Genomic DNA, 20,189 nt, shown 5'->3' with positions numbered 1-20,189 from the left:
CTCGTCCGGCCATGGCAGGCACGGCCTCAGCTCCACAGCTGACCCACCGGGGTCTCGGGCTTGTAGTGGGCGGCGATCTGCGCCTGCAGCAGCTCGGCAGTGGCCAGGGCATCGGTCAGGGCGTGGTGTCCATGGTAGGCAGGCAGACCGTAGCGAGCGCGGCTGTTCTGCAGGCGGATCGATACCGGGGGACGGCCCATCCAGCGACGGAAGCGTGCCCACAGCGACTGGCGATGGATCCGCGCCTCCAGCGACATGGTGTCGATCACGGGGAAGCGGATGCCCTCGCCGAGCCGCTCCCGCACCGCTGCATCCAGGAAGGGGCGCTCGATGTGCCGGTAGTGGACCACCACCAGGCGCCCGGCCAGGACCTCGAGCAGATCGGGAAGCACCACCTCCAGGTCCGGCGCCTCGGCCACCTCGGAGTGGGTGATATGGTGGTAGGTCACCGACTCGTGGTTCAGCGGGCGCGGGGGGCGCACGACCCAGTAACGCCGCTCGGCGAGGCGGATCCGCGACAGGCTGAAGGGCACCAGGCCGATGCTGACGATGGCGTGGCGCCGGGCATCGAGCCCGGTGGTCTCCATGTCCATGGCGACCAGCGGGACCTCGGCGATGGGCGTCTCGGCGGACGCGCCGCCGGCGGCAAAGTAGCTGGCCAGCAAGGGATGCCGGGCGCCCGCGGCGCGGCTCGCCAGGTAGTCGGCCCAGGAGGGGACCGTGTCGGAAGCGCGTCGAAGGGCTCGCATGACTATCTCGACCGGGCCCGCGCCGGCAGCGGATAGCGGAACTTGAGGAATTTCTGGGCGTTGCTCAGCACCTGGAAGGCATCCTTCAGGTTGTGCCGTTCGTCGTCGGCGACGTTCTCGGGCTCGATGTTGTTGTCGGGCTCCCGCTCATGCTCCAGGTCGATCACCTGGTGACGAATGCGCGCCATGGAGAGCAGCTCGAAGGCATAACGCAGCTTCTCGCCGACCCCGGGTGCCAGCAACTGGGTGCGGTCGATGTCGTCGAGCCGGGAAAAGCTATTCTGGGCCCGGGAGCCACAGGCCAGGGCGTGCACCCGGATCAGGTCGACCATCGGCGCGGTGCCGCGCCGCTTGAGATTGATGGAGTTGTTGTGCTTGCCGTCCTTCTCCATCACGAAGGTGCGGAAGAAGCCCAGCGGTGGCTTGCGATTCAGGGCGTTGCGCGCCATCGCCGCGAGGAACAGCGGGCTCCCGGGCGCCCGCTCGGCCACCAGGTCCTGGAGCTGCTCGACCAGGGCATTCTCACCGTGGACGCTGTCCAGGTCGAAGAAGATCGAGCTGTGCAGCAGGCGCTCCGGGGTGGGGTCATCGATCCAGTCACGGAAATACCCCTTCCACACCCTCAGCGGCTGCCGCCATTGCGAATTGGTGGCCATGATGCCGCCGCTGCAGTAGCTGTAGCCGCAGGCGTCCAGGCCGTCGCTGACCCGCTGGGCCAGTGCCAGGAAGTAGGCGTCATGCCGCTCGGGGTCGTAGTCATCGTCGAGCACCAGGGCGTTGTCCTGGTCGGTGACGATGGACTGCTCGTTGCGTGCCATGGAGCCCAGGGCCATGAAGCAGTAGGGCACCGGTGGTGGCCCCAGTTCCTCCTCGGCCAGCTCCAGCAGCCGGCGGCTGAAGCTGCGCCCGATGGTGGAGAGTGCACTGCCGACCATGCGCGAGTCGGCACCATCGTGCACCATGCGCACGAAGGCCGCCTGCACGTCCGGCGCCAGCTTCGCCAGCCCCTCGATACTGGGCTGGTTGTAGATGTTGCTGACCAGGTAGAGGCTGCTGTGGGTCTCGTGACGGATGATATCGGAGAGGTGGACGATCCCCACCGGGTGGCGTCGGTGCATCACCGGCAGGTGGTGGATATTGTTGCGCAGCATGCACAGCATCGCCTCATGCACCGACTCGTCCGACTGGATGGCGATCAGGCGATCGCTGACCACCTCGCCCACCGGGGTGTCCGGCGGGAGGCCCTCGGCCACCACCCGCTTGCGGAAATCGCTGTCGGTGAGGATGCCGCGCACCTGCCAGGCGCGCTCCTCGCTGTCGCGGAAGGTATAGCGCGGCTTGTCTCCCGGCTCATCCAGCACCAGCACGGCGGAGGCCTGGAAGTCGCTCAGCTGCCGGGCCGCCTGCTGCACCGTGGTGGAGGCCTCGACCATCACCGGGTAGCGGCTGAGCAGCTTGCGCACCCGGGTGATCATCATGTCGTTGTTCTTCTTCTGCTGTTCGACCGCCGTCTCCATCCGCGGCCGCTCGAGCTCGACGAAGTCGGCGAAGTGCTCGTCGGACTCGCAGAGATGGTGGAAGACGGTCTCGGGGATGAAGTAGATCAGGGTGTCTTCCATGGCCTTGGCGGGAAAGCGCACCCGACGATTCCGCAACAGGCTGAAGTGCCCGAAGATATCGCCCTCCCCCAGCCGGTTGTAGAGGTCACCACTGCGGCGGAAGACCTCCACCGCTCCGCTGCGGATGTAGCAGAGTTCGTGAAGCTCCTGGTCGAGGGTCAGGATATCGCTGCCGGCCTTGAAGTAGGCCACCTCCACGTGACCGGCCAGTTCATCGAGCAGGTCATCGGAAATCGCGTCGAAGGGCGCGAAGCGCCCCATGTGCTGGCGGATCTCAAGCAGTTCCACATCCATGCGTCATGCCCCCCGCCCATTCATGTCTGGCCACCAGTCTGGAATGCCCGTACGGGGCTGTAAAGGGGCGGTGGCGCAGGCAGCACCGCCCCCTCGAGACACGAAGAGGGCCACCCCGTGGGGTGGCCCTCGCCTGCCGAGCGGGTCGGCCGGGATGCGCCCGAACCTATGACTGGGCCATCTCCTGCACGCGCTGCATCAGTTCGGGGTCCTGCTGGATGGCCTGTCCGATGGCATTGAAGGTATCCACGTCGAGACCGCTGTCCTCGACCACCTCGACCATCCTGTCATTGGCTTCCATCCGGACTTCCTGCTGCGCGGTTTCATCCTCGGCAGCATGCAGACGCTCGGTGTACTCCTGGGAAATCACGGCGATCTCCTGGGAGGCGTCGGCAAACTGCTGCAGCTGCTCGTCGGAGAAGTCCTGTGCCGGTACCGCGGCCTGAGGCTGCTCGGGCGCCTGGGCCGGATCCTCCTGGGCATGGGCCGTGGCGGTCATCATGCCCGCGGAGAGCAGAGCAGCCGAGAACAGTGCGGTCATCCTTTTCATGAATACCTCCAGGGTGTAGCGGTATGAATGTGCCCCCCTGTGACGCCCCCGGTCACCACGAGTTCATGCCCATCACGTAACGGAGTGTAAGACAAGGAAGTTTCCCCGGGCCCGACAGCAAGGCGCTCCCCGCAGGGAGCGCCTCTGGTACCTCACCGATTCCACCGGGTGGCGTCAGCCGTAGGCCAGGTTGGGCAGCCAGGTGACCAGTGCCGGGAACATGATGACCAGCAACAGGCCCAGCGCCTGGATGCCCAGGAACGGGAAGGAGGAGCGGAAGATCTGCGCCATGGTGATGTGCGGCGGGCACACCCCCTTGATGTAGAAGAGCGCATAGCCGAACGGCGGGCTGAGGAAGGACATCTGCATGTTGACCAGGTAGATGACCCCGAACCACAGCGCCACATCGGAGGGATCCACGCCCGGCAGGCCGAACACGCCATCGAATGCCAGCCCCTTGATCAGCGGCACGAAGATCGGCACCGCCAGCAGCAGGATGCCCACCCAGTCGAGGAACATGCCCAGGGCCACCAGCAGCACCATCATCAGCGCCAGCACCGCATAGGGGCCGAGGCCCGCACCGGAGATCAGCTCCTGCACGAAGGTCTGGCCGCCCTGCAGGATGTAGAAACCGACGAAGATGCTGGCACCGAAGATGATCCACATCACCATCGCCGAGGCGACCAGGGTGGTCATGCAGGCGGCATGCAGGTTGGGCCAGGTCAGGCGCTTGTGCATGGCGGCCACCACCAGGGCACCGAAGGTGCCGATGCCGGCCGCCTCCACCGGGGTGGCGATGCCGGTGAAGATGATCCCCAGCACCAGGATGACCAGGATGATCGGCGCCAGCATGTTGCGCAGCAGACGCAGCTTCTCCTTCATGTCGACGCGGTCCTCGACCGGCATCGGCGGCGCCATCTTGATGTTCAGGGTGCCGCGCATCCAGCAGTAGAAGCCGTACATGAAGGCCAGCAGCAGGCCGGGAATCAGCGAGCCGAGATAGAGCTCGCCCACCGACTGCTGGGCGATGACGCCGTAGATGATGGCGAGGATCGACGGCGGGATCAGGATCCCCAGGGTCCCGCCGGCCATGATCGAGCCGATGGCGATCTCCGGGTCGTAGTTGCGCTTGAGCATCGCCGGCAGGGCGATCAGGCCCATGGTCACCACGGCGGCGCCGATCACGCCCACCATGGCGGCCAGCAGCGTGGAGGCGATGACGGTGGCGATGGCCAGGCCCGCCTTGAGGCCGCCCATCCACTTGTAGACGACGTCGAACAGCTCCTCGATGATGCCGGCCTTCTCCAGCACCGAGGCCATGAAGATGAACAGCGGGATGGCCGACAGCTGGTAGTTGGTCATCATCGGGAAGATGCGCGAGGGCATCAGGTTGAGCATGTCCTGGGTGCCGACCAGGTAGAGGAAGCAGACCCCCAGGCCACCGGTGACGAAGGCCAGCGGCAGGCCCGCCACCAGCACCACCATCAGGGTGCCGAACATGACCAGGGTCAGGCCGCCGATGCCCACGTTGGACAGCGCCCCCTCGAGGCTGCCCGCGAGGCTCTCGTAGTCGGTCACCGCGATGTTGACCATCTCGAACAGGGTCCACGCCGCCAGGATGCCCCCCGCCACGACCAGCAGGGTCGAGAAGGTGCGGCTGCCGTCATGCTCGCGGCGATGGTGACGGAAGGCCTGATAGTCGCGGATCAGCTGGGCAATGCCCTGCAGCAGCAGCAGCAGCGCGCCGAAGAAGAGCATGAACTTCACCGGGTAGAACTGGATCGCCCACTCGGTGAAGGAGGTCTCGTTGGCATAGCTGGAGCCGAAGAAGAAGCTGTCGCTCACCGCCTGGGAGAAGAACCTCCAGCCGGTCACCATCAAGGCGAGGGTGAAGATGAAGAAGAACACCGAGGTCAGCAGGTCCAGCGCCGCCTTGTTCACCGGCCTGGCCCGGGTGTAGAGGATGTCCACGCGCACGTGCCCACCCTCGCGCAGGGCGAAGGCCCCGGCGATCAGGTATTGCATGCCGAACATCAGGGTCATCGACTCATGCGCCCAGTTGGTCGGCGAGTTGAAGGCATAGCGCATCAGCACTTCATAGGCGAAGACGAAGGGAGCGATCAGCGCCCAGTAGGCCACGTAGCGGCCGAAGAAGGCCGAGATGCGGTCGACGGCGGCGGTGAAGAGGTTACCGGGAGCCTGGAAGGCGATCGCCGCCTCCTCACCGGCAGGCACCTCGGCGGTATCGCCCCCGCTGATGGTGCCGCCGCGGCGGAAGCTGCGGTCGACGAGCCACATCACCAGCAGGGGCAGCAAGAACAGCACCGACCAGTAGAGCCAGTGCGGCAGGATGAAGTTGATATCGAGATTCATGAACACTCCTCCGAGACACCATCGCTTCCCGGCGATGGCGACGGATCATCGAGTCGAGGGATGCAGGATGGATAGGGGTCGCTCTACCCAAACCGGGTGCTGCGCCACGCAGGCGACAACACCCGGATTGGTCGAGCAGGCGGATCAGATGTTGAGTTCGTAGTCCTTGATGTCATCCTCGGTGATCAGTGCCACCGCGGGGTCCATCATGGTGTTCAGGTGCGCCTTGAACAGCCGCGCGGCATCCGGGTCCTTGTTGGCCCACTTGAACCACAGCGGGATGGCGACCTCGCGGAAACGGGTGGCGTCCTCCTCGGAGAGGTGGATGATCTCCACGCCCTTCTCGCGGTACTTGGGCCAGGCCTCGGCGTTGGCCTTCTGGATCGCCGCATAGTGTTCCCGCGAATAGGCGGCCACCAGGTCGTGCATCAAATCCTGGGTCTGCGAGGACATGCGCTCGAAGACCCGCCGGTTGACGGAGATGTCCATGAGGTCGACGGCCTGGTGCAGGCAGGGCGTGGAAGGCGGCCCCATGATGATGTAGTCGGCGACCTGCCAGAAGCCCAGCTCGTAGTTGACCGCGGCGCCGGTGAAGTCGGCGGCATCGATGGTGCCCTTCTCCAGGGCCGGATAGACCTCGGAACCCGGCAGCAGGGTGGTCCGAGCGCCCATGGCGGCGAAGGTCTCGGCGATGATGCCCCCGGGCATGCGGAGCTTGATGCCCTCGAAGTCGTCGAAGCTGCGCAGCGGCTTCTTGGAGTGGATCAGGTTGAGGTCGTGGTGGACATAGCCCAGCAGTTCCTGGCCCTGCTTGCGATAGAGGTCCTTGGCGATGTCGAAGCCACCGTAGGCGCCGAACATCATGTCCCACTGGTGGGGCAGCGACAGGCCCATCGGGAAGGCGGTGAGGAACACGCCCGCCGGCATCTTGCCGGGCCAGTAGACGGTGAACCAGTTCTGGCCATCGAGCACGCCATTGCGCACGGCATCGGCGACCTCGAAGGCCCCGGACACGGCACCGGCGGGGAACGGCTCGATGCTCACCTCGCCACTGGTGGCCTCGGCGACGCCCTTGGCCCAGTTCTCGAAGGTCCGGTAGCCGATGGTGCCCGGCTGCCAGGAGGACTGCATGCGGATGCGGATGCCCTCCTGTGCCTGGACATTGCCGACCCAGGGCGCAGCCACGGCCGCTGCCGACCCGACGGCCGCAGCCTTCAGGAAGTTGCGCCGGCTCGGGGTCTTGAATTCGGCTAGGACTTTCTTGTCGTCAGTATCGACGGAGGTAATGCTTGACGGCTGCTTGTCGTCTTGCATGGCATGGACTCCTGGTTGGATAGCGCACCCGCGAACATGGCGGGTCTCGACGAGATCTTGTTGTTGTCATCCATGGGCCATCTCGCATACCGACCGGCGGTTGCCGTGGGCCGGCATGCAGGATCCGCATCCGCTGCGGAACCGGGAAGATCCCACCTATTTGGAAAAACCTTCCAGAATGGAAACTAACGAAAAGAGCCGCTCCGGCCAATAGTCATATTCATGTCCGGTCTATGTGATGATTGGTAAGACCAAGATACCTCCGCATACCAATCGGCATCGATCACGCCAGCGAACTGGTAGGACCAGTATTCCGCCGATCACCGGCATACGACCAAAGCACGAGCCCGGGCATTGGCAACCCGACGCGATGATCGGGATGATGAGCACTCCCTTGAACCAGAAATCGAGCACTACATGACATCGGAACGTCGCCGGCGGGCCTTGCTGGCCGCCATGCCCATCCTGTTCGTGGCGCTCTGGAGCACCGGCTTCATCGGTGCCAAGTTCGGCCTGCCCTATGCCGAGCCCTTCACCTTCCTGTTCATCCGCTTCGTGCTGACCCTGGCGTTGCTGCTGCCCCTGGTGCAGCTGCTGGGAGGCGGCTGGCCACGAGGCGCGAGACTCTGGGGGCATATCGCCGTCTCGGGGCTGCTGGTCCATGGCGCCTACCTGGGCGGGGTCTTCTACGGCATCTACCAGGGCATGCCGGCAGGGCTGGCCTCCCTGCTGGTGGGTCTGCAGCCGCTGCTCACCGCGGCGCTGGCCGGGCCGCTGCTGAACGAGCGGCTGACGGCGCGCCAGTGGCTGGGGCTGGTGATGGGGCTCGCCGGTATCACCCTGGTGCTCGGCGGCAAGCTGGATCCGGGTGATGGCCTCTTCCAGGGCTTCGGCGTCGGGGCCCTGGCCAGCGTGCTGGTGGCACTGGTCGGCATCTCGCTGGGCACCCTCTACCAGAAGCGCCACTGCGCCGGCATGCCCCTGCTCTCGGGTACCGTGGTGCAGTACCTGGGCGCAGGCGCGATACTCGGGCTTGGCGCGCTGCTGTTCGAGGAGCGCAGCATCGACTGGACCCCGACCTTCGTGCTGACACTGGGATGGCTGGTGCTGGTGCTGTCCATCGCCGCCATCCTGCTGCTGATGGCGCTGATCAGGCGCGGCGAGGCCTCGCGGGTGGCCAGCCTCTTCTACCTGGTGCCACCGGTGACGGCCCTGGAAGCCTGGATCCTCTTCGACGAGCGGCTGCCGATCCCGGCGCTGGTGGGCATGGCCATCGCCATCGCCGGGGTGGTGATGGTGGTCAAGGGGCGGCCACCCGCGCCGGCGGGGAAGGATTAACGGGAGAAGACCACCGTGCGGTTGGCATGCAGGAAGACCCGCCGCTCGAGGTGGTAACCCACTGCACGCGCCAGGGTCAGGCACTCGATGTCGCGGCCCTTGGCCACCAGGTCCTCGGGGTAGTCGGCGTGGCTGACCGGCTCGACGCCCTGGGTGATGATCGGGCCCTCGTCGAGGTCGTCGTTGATGTAGTGGGCCGTGGCACCGACCAGCTTCACCCCCTTGTCGTAGGCCTGGTGGTAAGGCCTGGCGCCCTTGAAGCCGGGCAGCAGCGAATGGTGGATATTGATCGCGCGGCCGCTCAGCCGGCGACACATCTCGCTGGAGAGCACCTGCATGTAGCGGGCCAGGATCACCAGTTCGGCACCGGTCTCCTCGATCACCTGCCAGACCCTGGCCTCCTGCTCGGCCTTGGTTTCCGGGGTGATCGGGAAGTGGTGGAACGGCAGGTCGTGCCAGGCCGCCAGGGGTTCGAGGTCGGGATGGTTGGAGACCACCGCGCGAATCTCGATCGGCAACTGCCCGGTGCGGTAACGATAGAGCAGGTCGTTGAGACAGTGGTCGGCCTTCGAGACCATGATCACCACCGGCATGCGTCGGCCCGGGGCGGTCAGCTCGAAGGCCATGTCGAACTCGGCGGCCCGGTCGGCGAAGGCGGTCTGGAAGGCCTCCGCGGAGAAGTCGTCGTCCAGGGGACGAAATTCGGTACGAATAAAGAACCGCTCGCTGAGCCGGTCATCGAAGGAGTGCTGCTCGGTGATGTAGCAGCGGTTCTCCTTGAGGAAGCGGGTGACCACGTCCACGGTGCCCAGACGGCTGGGGCACTGGGCGGCCAGGATCCAGGTGGAAGATGCTTGGCTCATAGTTGGCGTCTCACTCGAAAGAACGGGGGGCCGCAATGGGCCCCCGGATGGGGCCGGGGAGGGGGTCGCCTCCCCGGCGTGTCGCGCGGCACAGCCGCGCTCCCACTAGGGCTGATGCCGCCGCAGTGGAGCTCGCCTGGTTTCAGCGTACCACGCCGATGGCGTACTCCTCGCCGGCATCCAGCAGCCAGCGATAGCAGTAGTCGGCGAAGCTGCGCCGGATCACCAGCTCCCAGCGCGTCTCGTCGGGACGTCGCAGGATAACGCTGGTCTTGGCGAACACCGTGGTGACCCCCTTGCCCACCGGGAAGTGCGCCGGATGCACGTCGTAGATCACCGATTTCATCAGCAGCTCGGGCACGGCGCCTCCCTGCAGCTCGAGCAGGGTCTGGCCGCCGCTGACGTCGACGATGGCGAAGCTGGCATCCCCGAGGCGCTCACGCAGTCGGCGTTCGAGCGCGAACGCCTCGCCACCGGGCACGATCAGCAGCCACTCGTCCGGGGAGAGCCACTGGATCGAGCGCTCGCCGGCACCATCCAGCACCAGCCCCTGCGGACGACCGGGCAGGTTCATGCCGAGCTCGTCACGCACCGCCTCGTCGAGCACGATGGCCCCGCCACGCAGGATCAGGTGCCCGAGGAAAGGGCACTCGCGCATCACCACCCGGCTGGCGGCACTGGCCGCCGGTGCACCGCTGTGGTGGAAGGACCAGGCCAGCGGCGACTCGGCCGGAATGGCCGCATCGGCCCGACTGTCGTAGACGTTGACATTAGACATGCTGGCGCTCCCCCTTGGGATCGATGAAGATCGGGCTGACGATCTCGGCTTCATGGGTGGTGCCGTCGGCCATGGGCAGGTAGACGGTCTCGCCGAGCTTCTGCTGACCGCCCTTGACCACGGCCAGGGCGAAGCCGCTGTCCAGGGTCGGGCTGTAGTAGCTCGAGGTCACATGGCCCGCCATGGGCATCGGGATGGCGTGGTCGGGATCGAAGACGATCTGGGCGCCCTCCTCCAGCACCACCTTCGGGTCCCTGGGCTTGAGGCCGACCAGCTGCTTGCGGTTCTCCCGGGCCGTGTCGCTGCGGCTCAGGGCGCGCTTGCCGATCCACGAGAACGGCTTGTCGTAGCCGATCGCCCAGTGCATGCCCAGGTCCTCCGGGGTCACCGAGCCGTCGGTGTCCTGGCCGACGATGATGAAGCCCTTCTCGGCCCGCAGGACATGCATCGTCTCCGTGCCATAGGGCGTCAGGCCATACTTCTCGCCGTGGGCGAACAGCGCCTTCCAGACATGCATGGCGTAGTGGGCCTGGACGTTGATCTCGAAGGTCAGCTCACCGGTGAAGGAGATGCGGAAGACCCGTGCCGGGACCCCGGCGACCTGGCCTTCACGCCAGTCCATGAACCGGAACGACTCGCGATCCAGGTCGATGTCGGTGAGCTCCGCCAGCAGCTTGCGCGACTCCGGCCCGGTCACTGTCATGGTCGCCCAGTGGTCGGTCACCGAGGTGAAACTGACGTCCAGCTCCGGCCACTCGGTCTGATGCCACAGCTCCAGCCACTCGAGGATCGCCGCGGCGCCGCCGGTGGTGGTGGTCATCACGAAGTGGTTGTCGGCCAGGCAACTGGTCACGCCATCGTCGGTGACCATGCCGTCGTCCTTGCACATCAGGCCGTAGCGGCACTTGCCGACGGCGAGCTTCTCCCACTTGTTGGTGTAGATGCGGCCGAGGAACTCCCGGGCATCGGGGCCCTGGATGTCGATCTTGCCGAGTGTCGAGGCGTCGAGGATGCCGACGGCCTCGCGCACCGCCCGGCACTCCCTGGCCACCGCCTCGTGCATCGTCTCGAGCTTGCCAGCGACGCGTTGCGGGTAGTACCAGGGGCGCTTCCACTGGCCGACGTCCTCGAACTCGGCGCCGTGCTCCACGTGCCACTGGTGTAGCGCGGTGTAGCGCTCGGGGTCGAACAGCTCGCCGCAGTGGCGCCCGACGATGGCACCGAAGGTCACCGGCGTGTAGTTGGGGCGGAACACCGTGGTGCCGACCTCGGGGATCGTGCGACTCAGGCAGCGTGCCGCGATGGCCATGCCGTTGATGTTGCCCAGCTTGCCCTGGTCGGTGCCGAAGCCCATGGCGGTGTAGCGCTTGACGTGCTCGATGGACTCGAAACCCTCGCGGGTGGCGAGTTCGATGCCCGCCGCGGTGACGTCGTTCTGCAGGTCGACGAACTGCTTGGGCGCGCGCAGGGTCGGCTTCTCGTGGGGCACCTGGTAGAGGGCGCAGGCCCGGCCTTCGCGGATGGCATCGACCTGCGGCAACTCGACACTGGCGGCGGCATGGCCGCAGGCCGCGGCGGCCTGGCTGCCCGCCTCGACGCCGTCGGCCAGCACCTCGGGCAGCGTGTAGACGCCGCGGGCACCGCCGCTGGCGGAGACCCCCTTCACCAGGCTGGGAACGAAGCCGAGGATCTCCTCGTTCCAGGTCGGCCGGGCACCGGTGTGCGAGGCCAGGTGGATTACCGGGCTGTAGCCGCCGGAGCTGGCGATGGTGTCGCAGCCCAGTTCCTCCACCTTGCCGGCGACCCGGAAGGCGTCGAGGTCGACCCGGGCCACGCGCGCCGCGGTGACCCGCTTCTCGCCCCGCGCCTCGATCACCGCACTGCCGGTGACCACCCGGATGCCCCGGGCGCGGGCCTGCTCGACCAGGTCACCATCCGGTGCCTCGCGGGCATCGACGATGGCCACGACCTCGCGCCCCGCCTCCTGCCAGTCGAGGGCGGCACGGTAGGCGTGGTCATTGCTGGTGGAGAGCACCAGCTTGTTGCCCGGTACCACCCCGTAGCGGCGGACATAGGTGGAGACGGCGCCGGCCAGCAGGTTGCCCGGCACGTCGTTGCCCGCATAGACCAGCGGCCGCTCGTGGGTACCGGTGGCCAGGATCACCCGGCCGGCCCGCACGCGATGCAGCCGTGAACGCACCTGGCGAAGCCCACTCGCGAGCGGCGCGGTCTCGGCCAGGTGCTCGGTGCGGCGCTCGTGCAGGGTGACGAAGTTGTGGTCGTGGTAGCCGTTGGCAGTGGTGCGCGGCAGCAGGGTGACGTTGTCGTACCCGGCGAGCTCGGCGACCACCGTGTCCCGCCACTCGGCGGCCGGCTCGTCGTCGAGCAGTTCGCGGGAGTCGAGCAGCGAGCCGCCCAGCTCCTCCTGCTCGTCGCACAGGATCACCCGGGCGCCGCTGCGCGCGGCGGACAGCGCCGCCGCCAGCCCCGCCGGCCCGGCACCGATCACCAGCACGTCGCAATGCCGGTGCAGGTGATCGTAGATGTCCGGGTCGGCTTCCGCCGGGCTACGGCCCAGGCCGGCGCTCTTGCGGATGTACTTCTCGTAGGTCATCCACATCGAGGCCGGGGCCATGAAGGTCTTGTAGTAGAAGCCCGGCGGCATGAACTGGCCGCCCAGCTTGCCGACCAGCCCCATCAGGTCGCGCTGGACGTTGGGCCAGCCGTTGGTGCTGCGGGCGACCAGGCCGTCGAACAGCGCCTGCTGGGTGGCCCGCACGTTGGGCACCTGGCCGGCCTCGGTGGCTCCCAGCTGGACGACCGCATTGGGCTCCTCGGCCCCGGCGGCGACGATGCCGCGCGGCCGCGAGTACTTGAAGCTGCGGTTGACGAGATCCACGCCGTTGGCCAGCAGCGCCGAGGCCAGGGTATCGCCGGCATGGCCCTGGTAGCCCTGGCCGTTGAAGGTGAAGCTCAGGGTGCGGGTGCGGTCGATGCGCCCGCCCCGGACGAGACGATTCGGCTGGCTCATGCGCGGACTCCTTCCTGGCGGGTGGTCTCCGCACCGGCGGCACGGGCGGCGTCATGCCCGGTCTCGGCGGCACGGGAAACGCTCTCGGCGGTGACGGTGGGCTGCTCGCCCATGCGGTAGGTCTCGAGGATCTCGTAGCTCACCGTGTGACGGGTGACGTTGAAGAACTTGCGACAGCCGACGGCATGCACCCACAGCTCGTGGTGCACGCCCCGGGGGTTGTCGCGGAAGAAGAGGTAGTCGCCCCACTCCTCGTCGGAGCAGGCCTCGGGGTCCGCCGGGCGGGCGATATGCGCCTGGCCCTTGGGGTGGAACTCCTCTTCCTCGCGGAGCTCCTCGCAGTAGGGGCAGTAGATCTGGAACATGGGATGGCCTCCTTAGTGTGCGACCCCTGCCGCGCCGTGTTCGTCGATGAGGGCACCGCTGTGGAAGCGGTCGATGGAGAAGGGGGCGGCGATCGGGTGCATCTCGCCCCTGGCCAGGCTGGCGGCAAACACATGCCCCGAGCCCGGCGTGGCCTTGAAGCCACCGGTGCCCCACCCGCAGTTGAAGTAGAGCCCCTTCACCGGCGTCTTCGACAGGATCGGACAGGCGTCCGGGCAGGTGTCGACGATGCCACCCCACTGGCGGTTCATGCGCACCCGGGAGAAGATCGGGAACATCTCGACGATCGCCTGCAGGGTGTGCTCCACGGTGGGATAGCTGCCGCGCTGGCCGTAGCCGTTGTAGCCGTCGATCCCGGCACCGATCACCAGGTCGCCCTTGTCCGACTGGCTGATGTAGCCGTGGACGTGGTTCGACATCACCACGGTGTCGAGGATCGGCTTGAGCGGCTCGGAGACCAGCGCCTGCAGCGGATGCGACTCCAGCGGCAGCCGGAAGCCGGCCATCCTGGCCAGCACGCCGGAGTTGCCGGCGGCGACGCAACCGATGGTCTTCGCCTCGATGTCACCGCGGTTGGTGTGCACCCCGAAGACCCGGCCGTCGCGAATCTTGAAGCCGGTGACCTCGGTGTTCTGCAGCAGGTCGACGCCGAGCGCATCGGCGGCGCGGGCATAGCCCCAGGCCACGGCGTCGTGGCGGGCCACGCCGGCACGGGGCTGCCAGGAGGCGCCGAGCACCGGGTAGCGGGCACGCTTGGAGCAGTCGAGGATCGGCACGATCTCCTGAACCCCCTTGGCATCGAGCACCTCGCCATCGATGCCGTTGAGGCGGTTGGCGTTGACCCGGCGCTGGATGTCGCGCATGTCCTGGAGGGTATGGCCGAGGTTGAGCACGCCGCGCTGGGAGAACATCACGTTGTAGTTGATGTCCTTCGACAGCCCCTCCCAGAGCTTCATGGCGTGCTCGTAGAGCGCCGCGGCCTCGTCCCACAGGTAGTTGGAGCGCACGATGGTGGTATTGCGGGCGGTGTTGCCGCCGCCCAGCCAGCCCTTCTCGAGCACGGCGACGTTCTTGATGCCGTGCTCCTTGGCCAGGTAGTAGGCGGTGGCCAGGCCGTGGCCGCCGCCGCCGACGATGATCACGTCGTACTGCTTCTTCGGCGTGGGATTGCGCCACTGACGCTGCCAGTTCTCGTGGTGGCTCAGCGCGTGCTTGACCAGCCCGAAGCCTGAATAACGTTGCATGCTCTCTCTCCTCGATCGGCCCTCGACCGGCAGGCCCGGGGCCGACCTGTCGAACGGGTTCAGGCGATGGATGTCTCGCGGGCATCGGCCGCCAGCGAGTCGGCGTCACCGTAGACCGGATAGCGGGCGCAGAGCGCCTCGACCTTCTCGCGCACCTCGGCTTCCACGGCCTCGCTGTTGCCCTGGTCGGCCAGCACGTCGAGCAGGTCGCAGATCCAGCCGGCCAGGGCGGTGCAGTCCTCGACATCGAAGCCGCGGGTGGTCACCGCCGGGGTGCCGAGGCGCAGGCCCGAGGTCACGAAGGGGCTCTGGGGATCGTCCGGCACCGCGTTCTTGTTGACGGTGATATGGGCCCGACCGAGCGCCGCATCGGCGTCCTTGCCGGTCACGCCCTGCTTGATCAGCGAGACCAGGAAGAGGTGGTCGTCGGTACCGCCGGAGACCACGTCATAGCCGCGATCGAGGAACACGGAGGCCATGGCCCGGGCGTTGTCGATCACCCGCTGCTGATAGCGCACGAAGTCCTGGCTCATGGCCTCCCTGAAGGCCACGGCCTTGGCGGCGATCACGTGCATCAGCGGGCCACCCTGCTGGCCCGGGAAGACCGCACCGTTGAGCTTCTTGTAGAGCGCCTCGTCGCCATGGGCCGAGAGGATCAGGCCGCCACGCGGACCGCGCAGGGTCTTGTGGGTGGTGGTGGTGACCACATGGGCGTGGGCCAGCGGACTCGGGTACAACCCGGCCGCCACGAGCCCTGCCACATGGGCCATGTCCACCAGCAGCCAGGCGCCCACCTCGTCGGCGATGGCACGGAAGCGGCGCCAGTCGACCACCCGCGAGTAGGCGGAGAAGCCGGCGATGATCAGCCTGGGCTTGTGCTCCCTGGCCAGGCGCTCGACCTCAGCGTAGTCGATCTCGCCGGTTGCCGGATTCAACCCGTACTGCACCGCATGGTAGTGCTTGCCGGAGAAATTGGGCGCCGCCCCATGGGTCAGGTGGCCACCGTGGGCCAGGCTCATGCCCAGCACGGTATCGCCGGGGCTGACCAGGGCCATGAAGGCCGCGGCGTTGGCCTGGGCCCCTGAGTGGGGCTGGACATTGGCGTAGTCGGCGCCGAAGAGGTCGCAGGCGCGTTCGATGGCGAGTCGCTCGACCTTGTCGACGAACTCGCAGCCGCCGTAGTAGCGCTTGCCCGGGTAGCCCTCGGCGTACTTGTTGGTCAGCTGGGAGCCCTGGGCCATCATCACGTGCCGGCTGGCATAGTTCTCGGAGGCGATCAGTTCGATGTGGGCCTCCTGACGCATCGCCTCGTCGGCGATGGCCGTGGCCAGGGCGGGGTCGTAGGCATCCAGGGAGGCCTGGGGGCGGTATCCTTCACGGTCGGTCATCTCGGGGCTCCGGCTTGTTGTCGTTGGCGAGGCTCGATGGGTGCGTTCACCTGCCGCGATGGTATCCCCGGGCTCGAGAGACCATGCTGCTTGCAAGCGTCACGACCCGATGCGTTTGCGACATGGCTGTCGTCTTTCCGACAATCCCGCCGCCACGAAGGGGGCCGCCGGCGGATCGGCGCGCTCCCGTGGATCGCGCTCGGGGACAGACGCGCCGCTTCCCGGCAAGGCCAGTTCCACTGCCTATACTGTGAGGGGTAGCCTGCAAGACACGACAAGGGAGCGGCCATGAACACCATCGCTCGAACGGCACGCCATTTCCGCTGCCTGATGGCCGGCGTTGCCGGTCTGGGCCTGTTGCTGCAGGCCGGTTCCGTACTGGCCGACAGCGACAACCCGTACGAGATCTGGGCGCTGGACCAGGGCACCCACAAGATCCACATCTACGATCAGGAACTGCGCGAGGTAGCCGACATTGCGCTGGGCGACCACGGGGTACGGGTACCCCACATGATCGATTTCACCTCCGACGGGCGCTATGCCTTCACCGCCAACGTGGCCAGCGGCAACGTGGCCGTGATCCGTGCCGAAGACCGCACGGTGGTGGAGATCATCGAGACGGGGCCACGTACGCACATGGTCGGCGTGCGTCCCGGCGACGAGGTCGCGGTAGCCGACATCATCGGCGCTCCCGACGTGGAGCGGGACGGCAAGCTGGTGGAGATCCTCCTGGACCTGGAGAACGAGCGCTTCGAACGGGGCCGCGAGCTCACCATCATCGATGACCCCGTCTTCCAGGCCAAGGCGGAGGCATTCCACGACGTGGCCGCCATCTGCCACTTCGATACGGCCGATGGCGCTCGCTCATTCGTCACCCTGGGGCCAGCGCTGGCCAATGGCGGCCTGGTCGTCGTGGACAACGCCAGCTTCACGCTGGAAAAGGCCTGGGGCCCGGAAGAGCTGCAGACCAACTGTGGCACCATGCTGACGCCGGATGGCCGGCACATGTTGCTCAACGGCGGCGGCGAGAACACCGGTGCATGGCATGCCGTCGACGTGAACACGCTGGAAATCGTGCGCCAGGACGAGAGCAGCCGGGGCATCGATGCCCACGGCGTGCGCAACCTGCCCAACGGTCAGGAGATCTGGATGGTGAACCGGGGGACGTCGAACGGCATCGTGATCGATGCCGACACGCTCGAGGTGATCGACACCATTGCGGACACCGGCAAGACCCCGGACATCCTGGACTTCTCACCCGACTCCCGCTACGCCTTCGTGACCCTGCGCGGCCCGCAGCCGGTATCGATGCCGCACATGGCCCAGGGTGAAACCCCGGGCTTTGCGGTCATCGACGTGGCGACCCGCGAACTGGTGAAGCTCATCCAGCCCGCGGAGGGCAACCTCGAGAGCGACTTCCACGGCATCGGCGTGCGTGTGATCCATTGAGCATGACGGCCCCCCGGCGTGGCTCGCAACCGCCGGGCTCGCCCGGGTGAAGCCATCTCCCGCTCAGTACTCCACCACCACGTCGCCCAGCGGCTTGCTGCAGCAGGAGAGGATATAGCCCTCGGCGACGTCCTCGTCGGTGATGCCACCGTTGTGTTCCATGTCCACCTGCCCCGAGGCCAGCGGCACCCGGCAGGTGCCGCAGATGCCCATGCCGCACGCCTTGGGAATGTGCAGCCCCAGCTTGGCGGCGGCGGAGTGCACCGTCTCGCCGGGCTGGATGCGGACGCTCTTGCCGGTGGTGGAGAACTCCACGCTGAGCATGTCGGCCACATCGAGCTCCTCGGCCTCCGCCTCGGCCTGCTCGACATGCTCCAGGACCTCCTCCTGCACCTCGACCGGGGTCTCGCCGAAGGATTCCTCGTGATAGTGACTCATGTCGAAGCCGTTCTCGCGCAGCAGGCGCTTGATGGCATTCATGTACGGCGTGGGTCCGCAGCAGAAGATCTCGCGGTCCATGAAGTCCGGCGCCATCAGCTCGAGCATCGCCTGGCTGAGGTAGCCGCGGAAACCGGACCAGGCCTCGCCCAGCTCATCGCTGCGCTCGCAGACGATATGCAGCTTGAACTCGGGAATCCGCGAGAAGATATGTTCCAGCTCGCGGTGGAAGATGATGTCCCGGGGGGTGCGTGCACTGTGCACGAACTCCAGGTCGACCATGGCATTGGTGTCGAAGTACCAGCGCGCCATGGACATCAGCGGGGTGACGCCCACGCCGCCCGAGAGCATCAGGATCTTCTCCGCCGGGTAGTCGATGGCGTTGAAGTTGCCCACGGGACCATGCACCGCCAGCTCGTCACCGACCATCAGGTTGTCATGCAGCCAGTTGGACACCTTGCCGCCGGGTACCCGCTTGACGGTGATCGAGAAGCTGTAGGGCACCGAGGGTGAGCTGGAGATGGTGTAGGAACGCATGATCGGTTCGCCGTCGATCTCCAGCTCCAGGGTCACGAACTGTCCCGGCTTGAAGAAGAACAGCACCGGCTGCTCGGCCATGAAGCAGAAGGTGCGCACGTCCCAGGTCTCCTGGATCACCTTGACACAACGCACCGCATGGCGGCCGTTGGTCCAGGTCTGGGTCGTGACGGGGTTGAGGAAGTTCATTGTCATTGTCGTGTCGCCTGGGATGCACCATGGGAGACTCCGACCGCGGCACCACCGCCTGTCGTTGAGCGGGATTCTGCGCCAGGCAGCGATGCCCCCTCTTGTCTGTCAGCGACACGATCATGCCCGTGACTTCCAACCACCCTGCATTCCCCCGCCCCCCGCGTCGCCCCTGCATCGACATCTGTCGCCGGCAGACAACTCCGCTCCTGCCGGCTCATCCAAACTCGCGACTGTCTTCATCCACCGCTGCGACTTCCGCAAGCGGTCCACTGCACGACGCTGATGCCTCTCACGACACCAACAATCCGCCCGATGCCGCACGCGCGGCCTGCAAGAGGAAGTGTTTCCATGGATCCGATTTCCCACCTTCACCTGGACGATGACCTGGCCCCGACACGCGAGGCTACCGGTGCCATGCTCGCCAGCCGCGCGCGAAACTTCTCGCTGCCCCAGCCGTTCTACAACGACGCGCGGCTGTTCGCCCTGGACATGCAGGAAATCTTCGGCAAGGAGTGGCTGTTCGCCGGCATGACCTGCGAGCTTCCCGCCAAGGGCAACTACATGACCCTGGAGATCGGCGACAACCCGGTGATCCTGGTGCGCGGCAACGATGGCGCGGTACACGGCTTCCACAACGTCTGCCGCCACCGCGGCTCACGGCTGTGCGTCAGCGACAAGGGCAAGGTGGCCAAGCTGGTCTGTCCCTACCACCAGTGGACCTACGAGCTCGACGGCCGCCTGCTGTTCGCCGGCAGCGACATGGGGGAGAACTTCGACCTCTCCGCCTACGGCCTCAAGCCGGTGCAGGTGAGAACCGCCGGTGGCTTCATCTTCGTCAGCCTGGCCGAGCAGCCGACGGCCATCGACGACTTCCTGGCGACCCTCGAGCACTACCTCGAGCCCTACGACATGGCCAACGTCAAGGTGGCGGTGGAGTCGAACATCGTCGAGCAGGCCAACTGGAAGCTGGTCATCGAGAACAACCGCGAGTGCTACCACTGCAACGGTTCGCACCCCGAGTTGCTGGGCTCGCTGCAGGAGTTCGACGACACCGACGATCCCCGCGCCACCCCGGCCTACAAGGCACTGGTGGCGAAGAAGCAGGCCGACTGGAATGCCGAGCAGGTACCCTGGCAGCTCCAGCGCTTCGGCAAGCGCAACCGCATCACCCGCACGCCGCTGCTCGATGGCGTCGTTTCCATGACCATGGACGGCCAGCCGGCGTGTCACAAGCTGATGGGCCGGCTCGAGAGCCCCGACATGGGCTCGCTGCGCATCCTTCACCTGCCCAACTCCTGGAACCACTTCATGGGCGACCACGCCGTCGTCTTCCGCGTGCTGCCGCTGGGCCCCCAGGAGACCCTGGTGACCACCAAGTGGCTGGTGCACAAGGATGCCCAGGAGGGTGTCGACTACCATCCCGAGACGATGCGCCGGGTATGGGACGCCACCAACGCCCAGGACAAGCAGCTCGCCGAGGAGAACCAGCGCGGCATCAACTCCAGGGCCTACGAGCCCGGCCCCTACTCCGAGACCTACGAGTTCGGGGTGATCGACTTCATCGACTGGTACAGCGAGCGGATGCAGGAGAACCTGGGGCACGGCGCCCCCGGCCTCAAGGTGGTACGCGGCTGATCCCTCCACCACG

General features: G+C 66.7%; 15 protein-coding genes. 3 read left to right on the top strand and 12 right to left on the bottom strand.

The features are described 5' to 3' along the window. Nucleotides 1–26: 26 nt before the first annotated feature. From ACOMD9_RS18975 to dctP, 5 genes are all read right to left on the bottom strand, one after another. The gene (locus tag ACOMD9_RS18975) at nt 27–749 is read right to left on the bottom strand and encodes a 3'-5' exonuclease (RefSeq protein WP_421417552.1); all 723 of its coding nucleotides are present in this window, start codon (nt 747–749) and stop codon (nt 27–29) included. Between the two features lie 2 nt (nt 750–751). Next, on the bottom strand, nt 752–2,662 hold the full coding sequence (locus ACOMD9_RS18970) for a DUF294 nucleotidyltransferase-like domain-containing protein (RefSeq protein WP_421417551.1): 1,911 nt from the start codon (nt 2,660–2,662) through the stop codon (nt 752–754). A 166-nt stretch (nt 2,663–2,828) separates the two neighbouring features. Further along, nucleotides 2,829–3,212, bottom strand: a complete 384-nt coding sequence (locus tag ACOMD9_RS18965; protein ID WP_421417550.1) for a DUF4168 domain-containing protein — start codon at nt 3,210–3,212, stop codon at nt 2,829–2,831. A 174-nt stretch (nt 3,213–3,386) separates the two neighbouring features. Next, nucleotides 3,387–5,585, bottom strand: a complete 2,199-nt coding sequence (locus ACOMD9_RS18960; RefSeq protein WP_421417549.1) for a TRAP transporter large permease subunit — start codon at nt 5,583–5,585, stop codon at nt 3,387–3,389. A 144-nt stretch (nt 5,586–5,729) separates the two neighbouring features. Then, the gene (gene dctP / locus ACOMD9_RS18955) at nt 5,730–6,899 is read right to left on the bottom strand and encodes a TRAP transporter substrate-binding protein DctP (RefSeq protein ID WP_421417548.1); all 1,170 of its coding nucleotides are present in this window, start codon (nt 6,897–6,899) and stop codon (nt 5,730–5,732) included. Between the two features lie 417 nt (nt 6,900–7,316). Here dctP and ACOMD9_RS18950 point away from each other — a divergent pair, with 417 nt between their 5' ends. Beyond that, a complete protein-coding gene (locus ACOMD9_RS18950) occupies nt 7,317–8,237 on the top strand; it encodes a DMT family transporter (RefSeq protein WP_421417547.1) in 921 nt (306 codons plus the stop codon). Here the strand turns inward: ACOMD9_RS18950 and purU are convergent. The 6 genes from purU to glyA all read right to left on the bottom strand — a co-directional run bounded on the left by purU (nt 8,234) and on the right by glyA (nt 15,925). Then, on the bottom strand, nt 8,234–9,100 hold the full coding sequence (gene purU, locus ACOMD9_RS18945) for a formyltetrahydrofolate deformylase (protein ID WP_421417546.1): 867 nt from the start codon (nt 9,098–9,100) through the stop codon (nt 8,234–8,236). The two genes, ACOMD9_RS18950 and purU, sit on opposite strands and share 4 nt — an antisense overlap. Nucleotides 9,101–9,242: 142 nt before the next feature. Continuing rightward, the gene (locus tag ACOMD9_RS18940) at nt 9,243–9,878 is read right to left on the bottom strand and encodes a sarcosine oxidase subunit gamma (RefSeq protein WP_421417545.1); all 636 of its coding nucleotides are present in this window, start codon (nt 9,876–9,878) and stop codon (nt 9,243–9,245) included. Beyond that, on the bottom strand, nt 9,871–12,909 hold the full coding sequence (locus ACOMD9_RS18935) for a sarcosine oxidase subunit alpha family protein (RefSeq protein WP_421417544.1): 3,039 nt from the start codon (nt 12,907–12,909) through the stop codon (nt 9,871–9,873). Before ACOMD9_RS18935 ends, ACOMD9_RS18940 begins: the two co-directional genes overlap by 8 nt. Further along, nucleotides 12,906–13,274, bottom strand: coding sequence for a sarcosine oxidase subunit delta (locus ACOMD9_RS18930; RefSeq protein ID WP_421417543.1), 369 nt, complete (start codon nt 13,272–13,274; stop codon nt 12,906–12,908). The genes ACOMD9_RS18935 and ACOMD9_RS18930 overlap by 4 nt, the downstream gene beginning before the upstream one ends. A 12-nt stretch (nt 13,275–13,286) precedes the next feature. Further along, entirely contained in the window at nt 13,287–14,537 is a 1,251-nt protein-coding gene (locus ACOMD9_RS18925) for a sarcosine oxidase subunit beta family protein (RefSeq protein WP_421417542.1), read from the bottom strand. 59 nt (nt 14,538–14,596) lie between these two features. Beyond that, entirely contained in the window at nt 14,597–15,925 is a 1,329-nt protein-coding gene (glyA, locus tag ACOMD9_RS18920) for a serine hydroxymethyltransferase (RefSeq protein WP_421417541.1), read from the bottom strand. A gap of 288 nt (nt 15,926–16,213) precedes the next feature. On the opposite strand from glyA, the gene ACOMD9_RS18915 reads away from it, so the two are divergent. Then, the gene (locus ACOMD9_RS18915) at nt 16,214–17,374 is read left to right on the top strand and encodes a YncE family protein (protein ID WP_421417540.1); all 1,161 of its coding nucleotides are present in this window, start codon (nt 16,214–16,216) and stop codon (nt 17,372–17,374) included. Between the two features lie 63 nt (nt 17,375–17,437). Here the strand turns inward: ACOMD9_RS18915 and ACOMD9_RS18910 are convergent, their stop codons facing one another. After that, nucleotides 17,438–18,544 (bottom strand): FAD-binding oxidoreductase, encoded by a 1,107-nt coding sequence (locus ACOMD9_RS18910; protein ID WP_421417539.1) that lies wholly within the window; start codon nt 18,542–18,544, stop codon nt 17,438–17,440. 345 nt (nt 18,545–18,889) lie between these two features. Here ACOMD9_RS18910 and ACOMD9_RS18905 point away from each other — a divergent pair, with 345 nt between their 5' ends. Further along, nucleotides 18,890–20,176, top strand: coding sequence for an aromatic ring-hydroxylating oxygenase subunit alpha (locus ACOMD9_RS18905; RefSeq protein ID WP_421417538.1), 1,287 nt, complete (start codon nt 18,890–18,892; stop codon nt 20,174–20,176). Nucleotides 20,177–20,189: the final 13 nt, after the last annotated feature.

Origin of the sequence: Halomonas terrestris, assembly GCF_049166755.1 — a bacterium.
In the GTDB taxonomy this organism is placed as follows: Bacteria; Pseudomonadota; Gammaproteobacteria; order Pseudomonadales; family Halomonadaceae; genus Halomonas.
The sequence above is the reverse complement of the archived record's forward strand: the minus strand, read 5'-3'. Positions and strand labels throughout refer to the sequence as shown.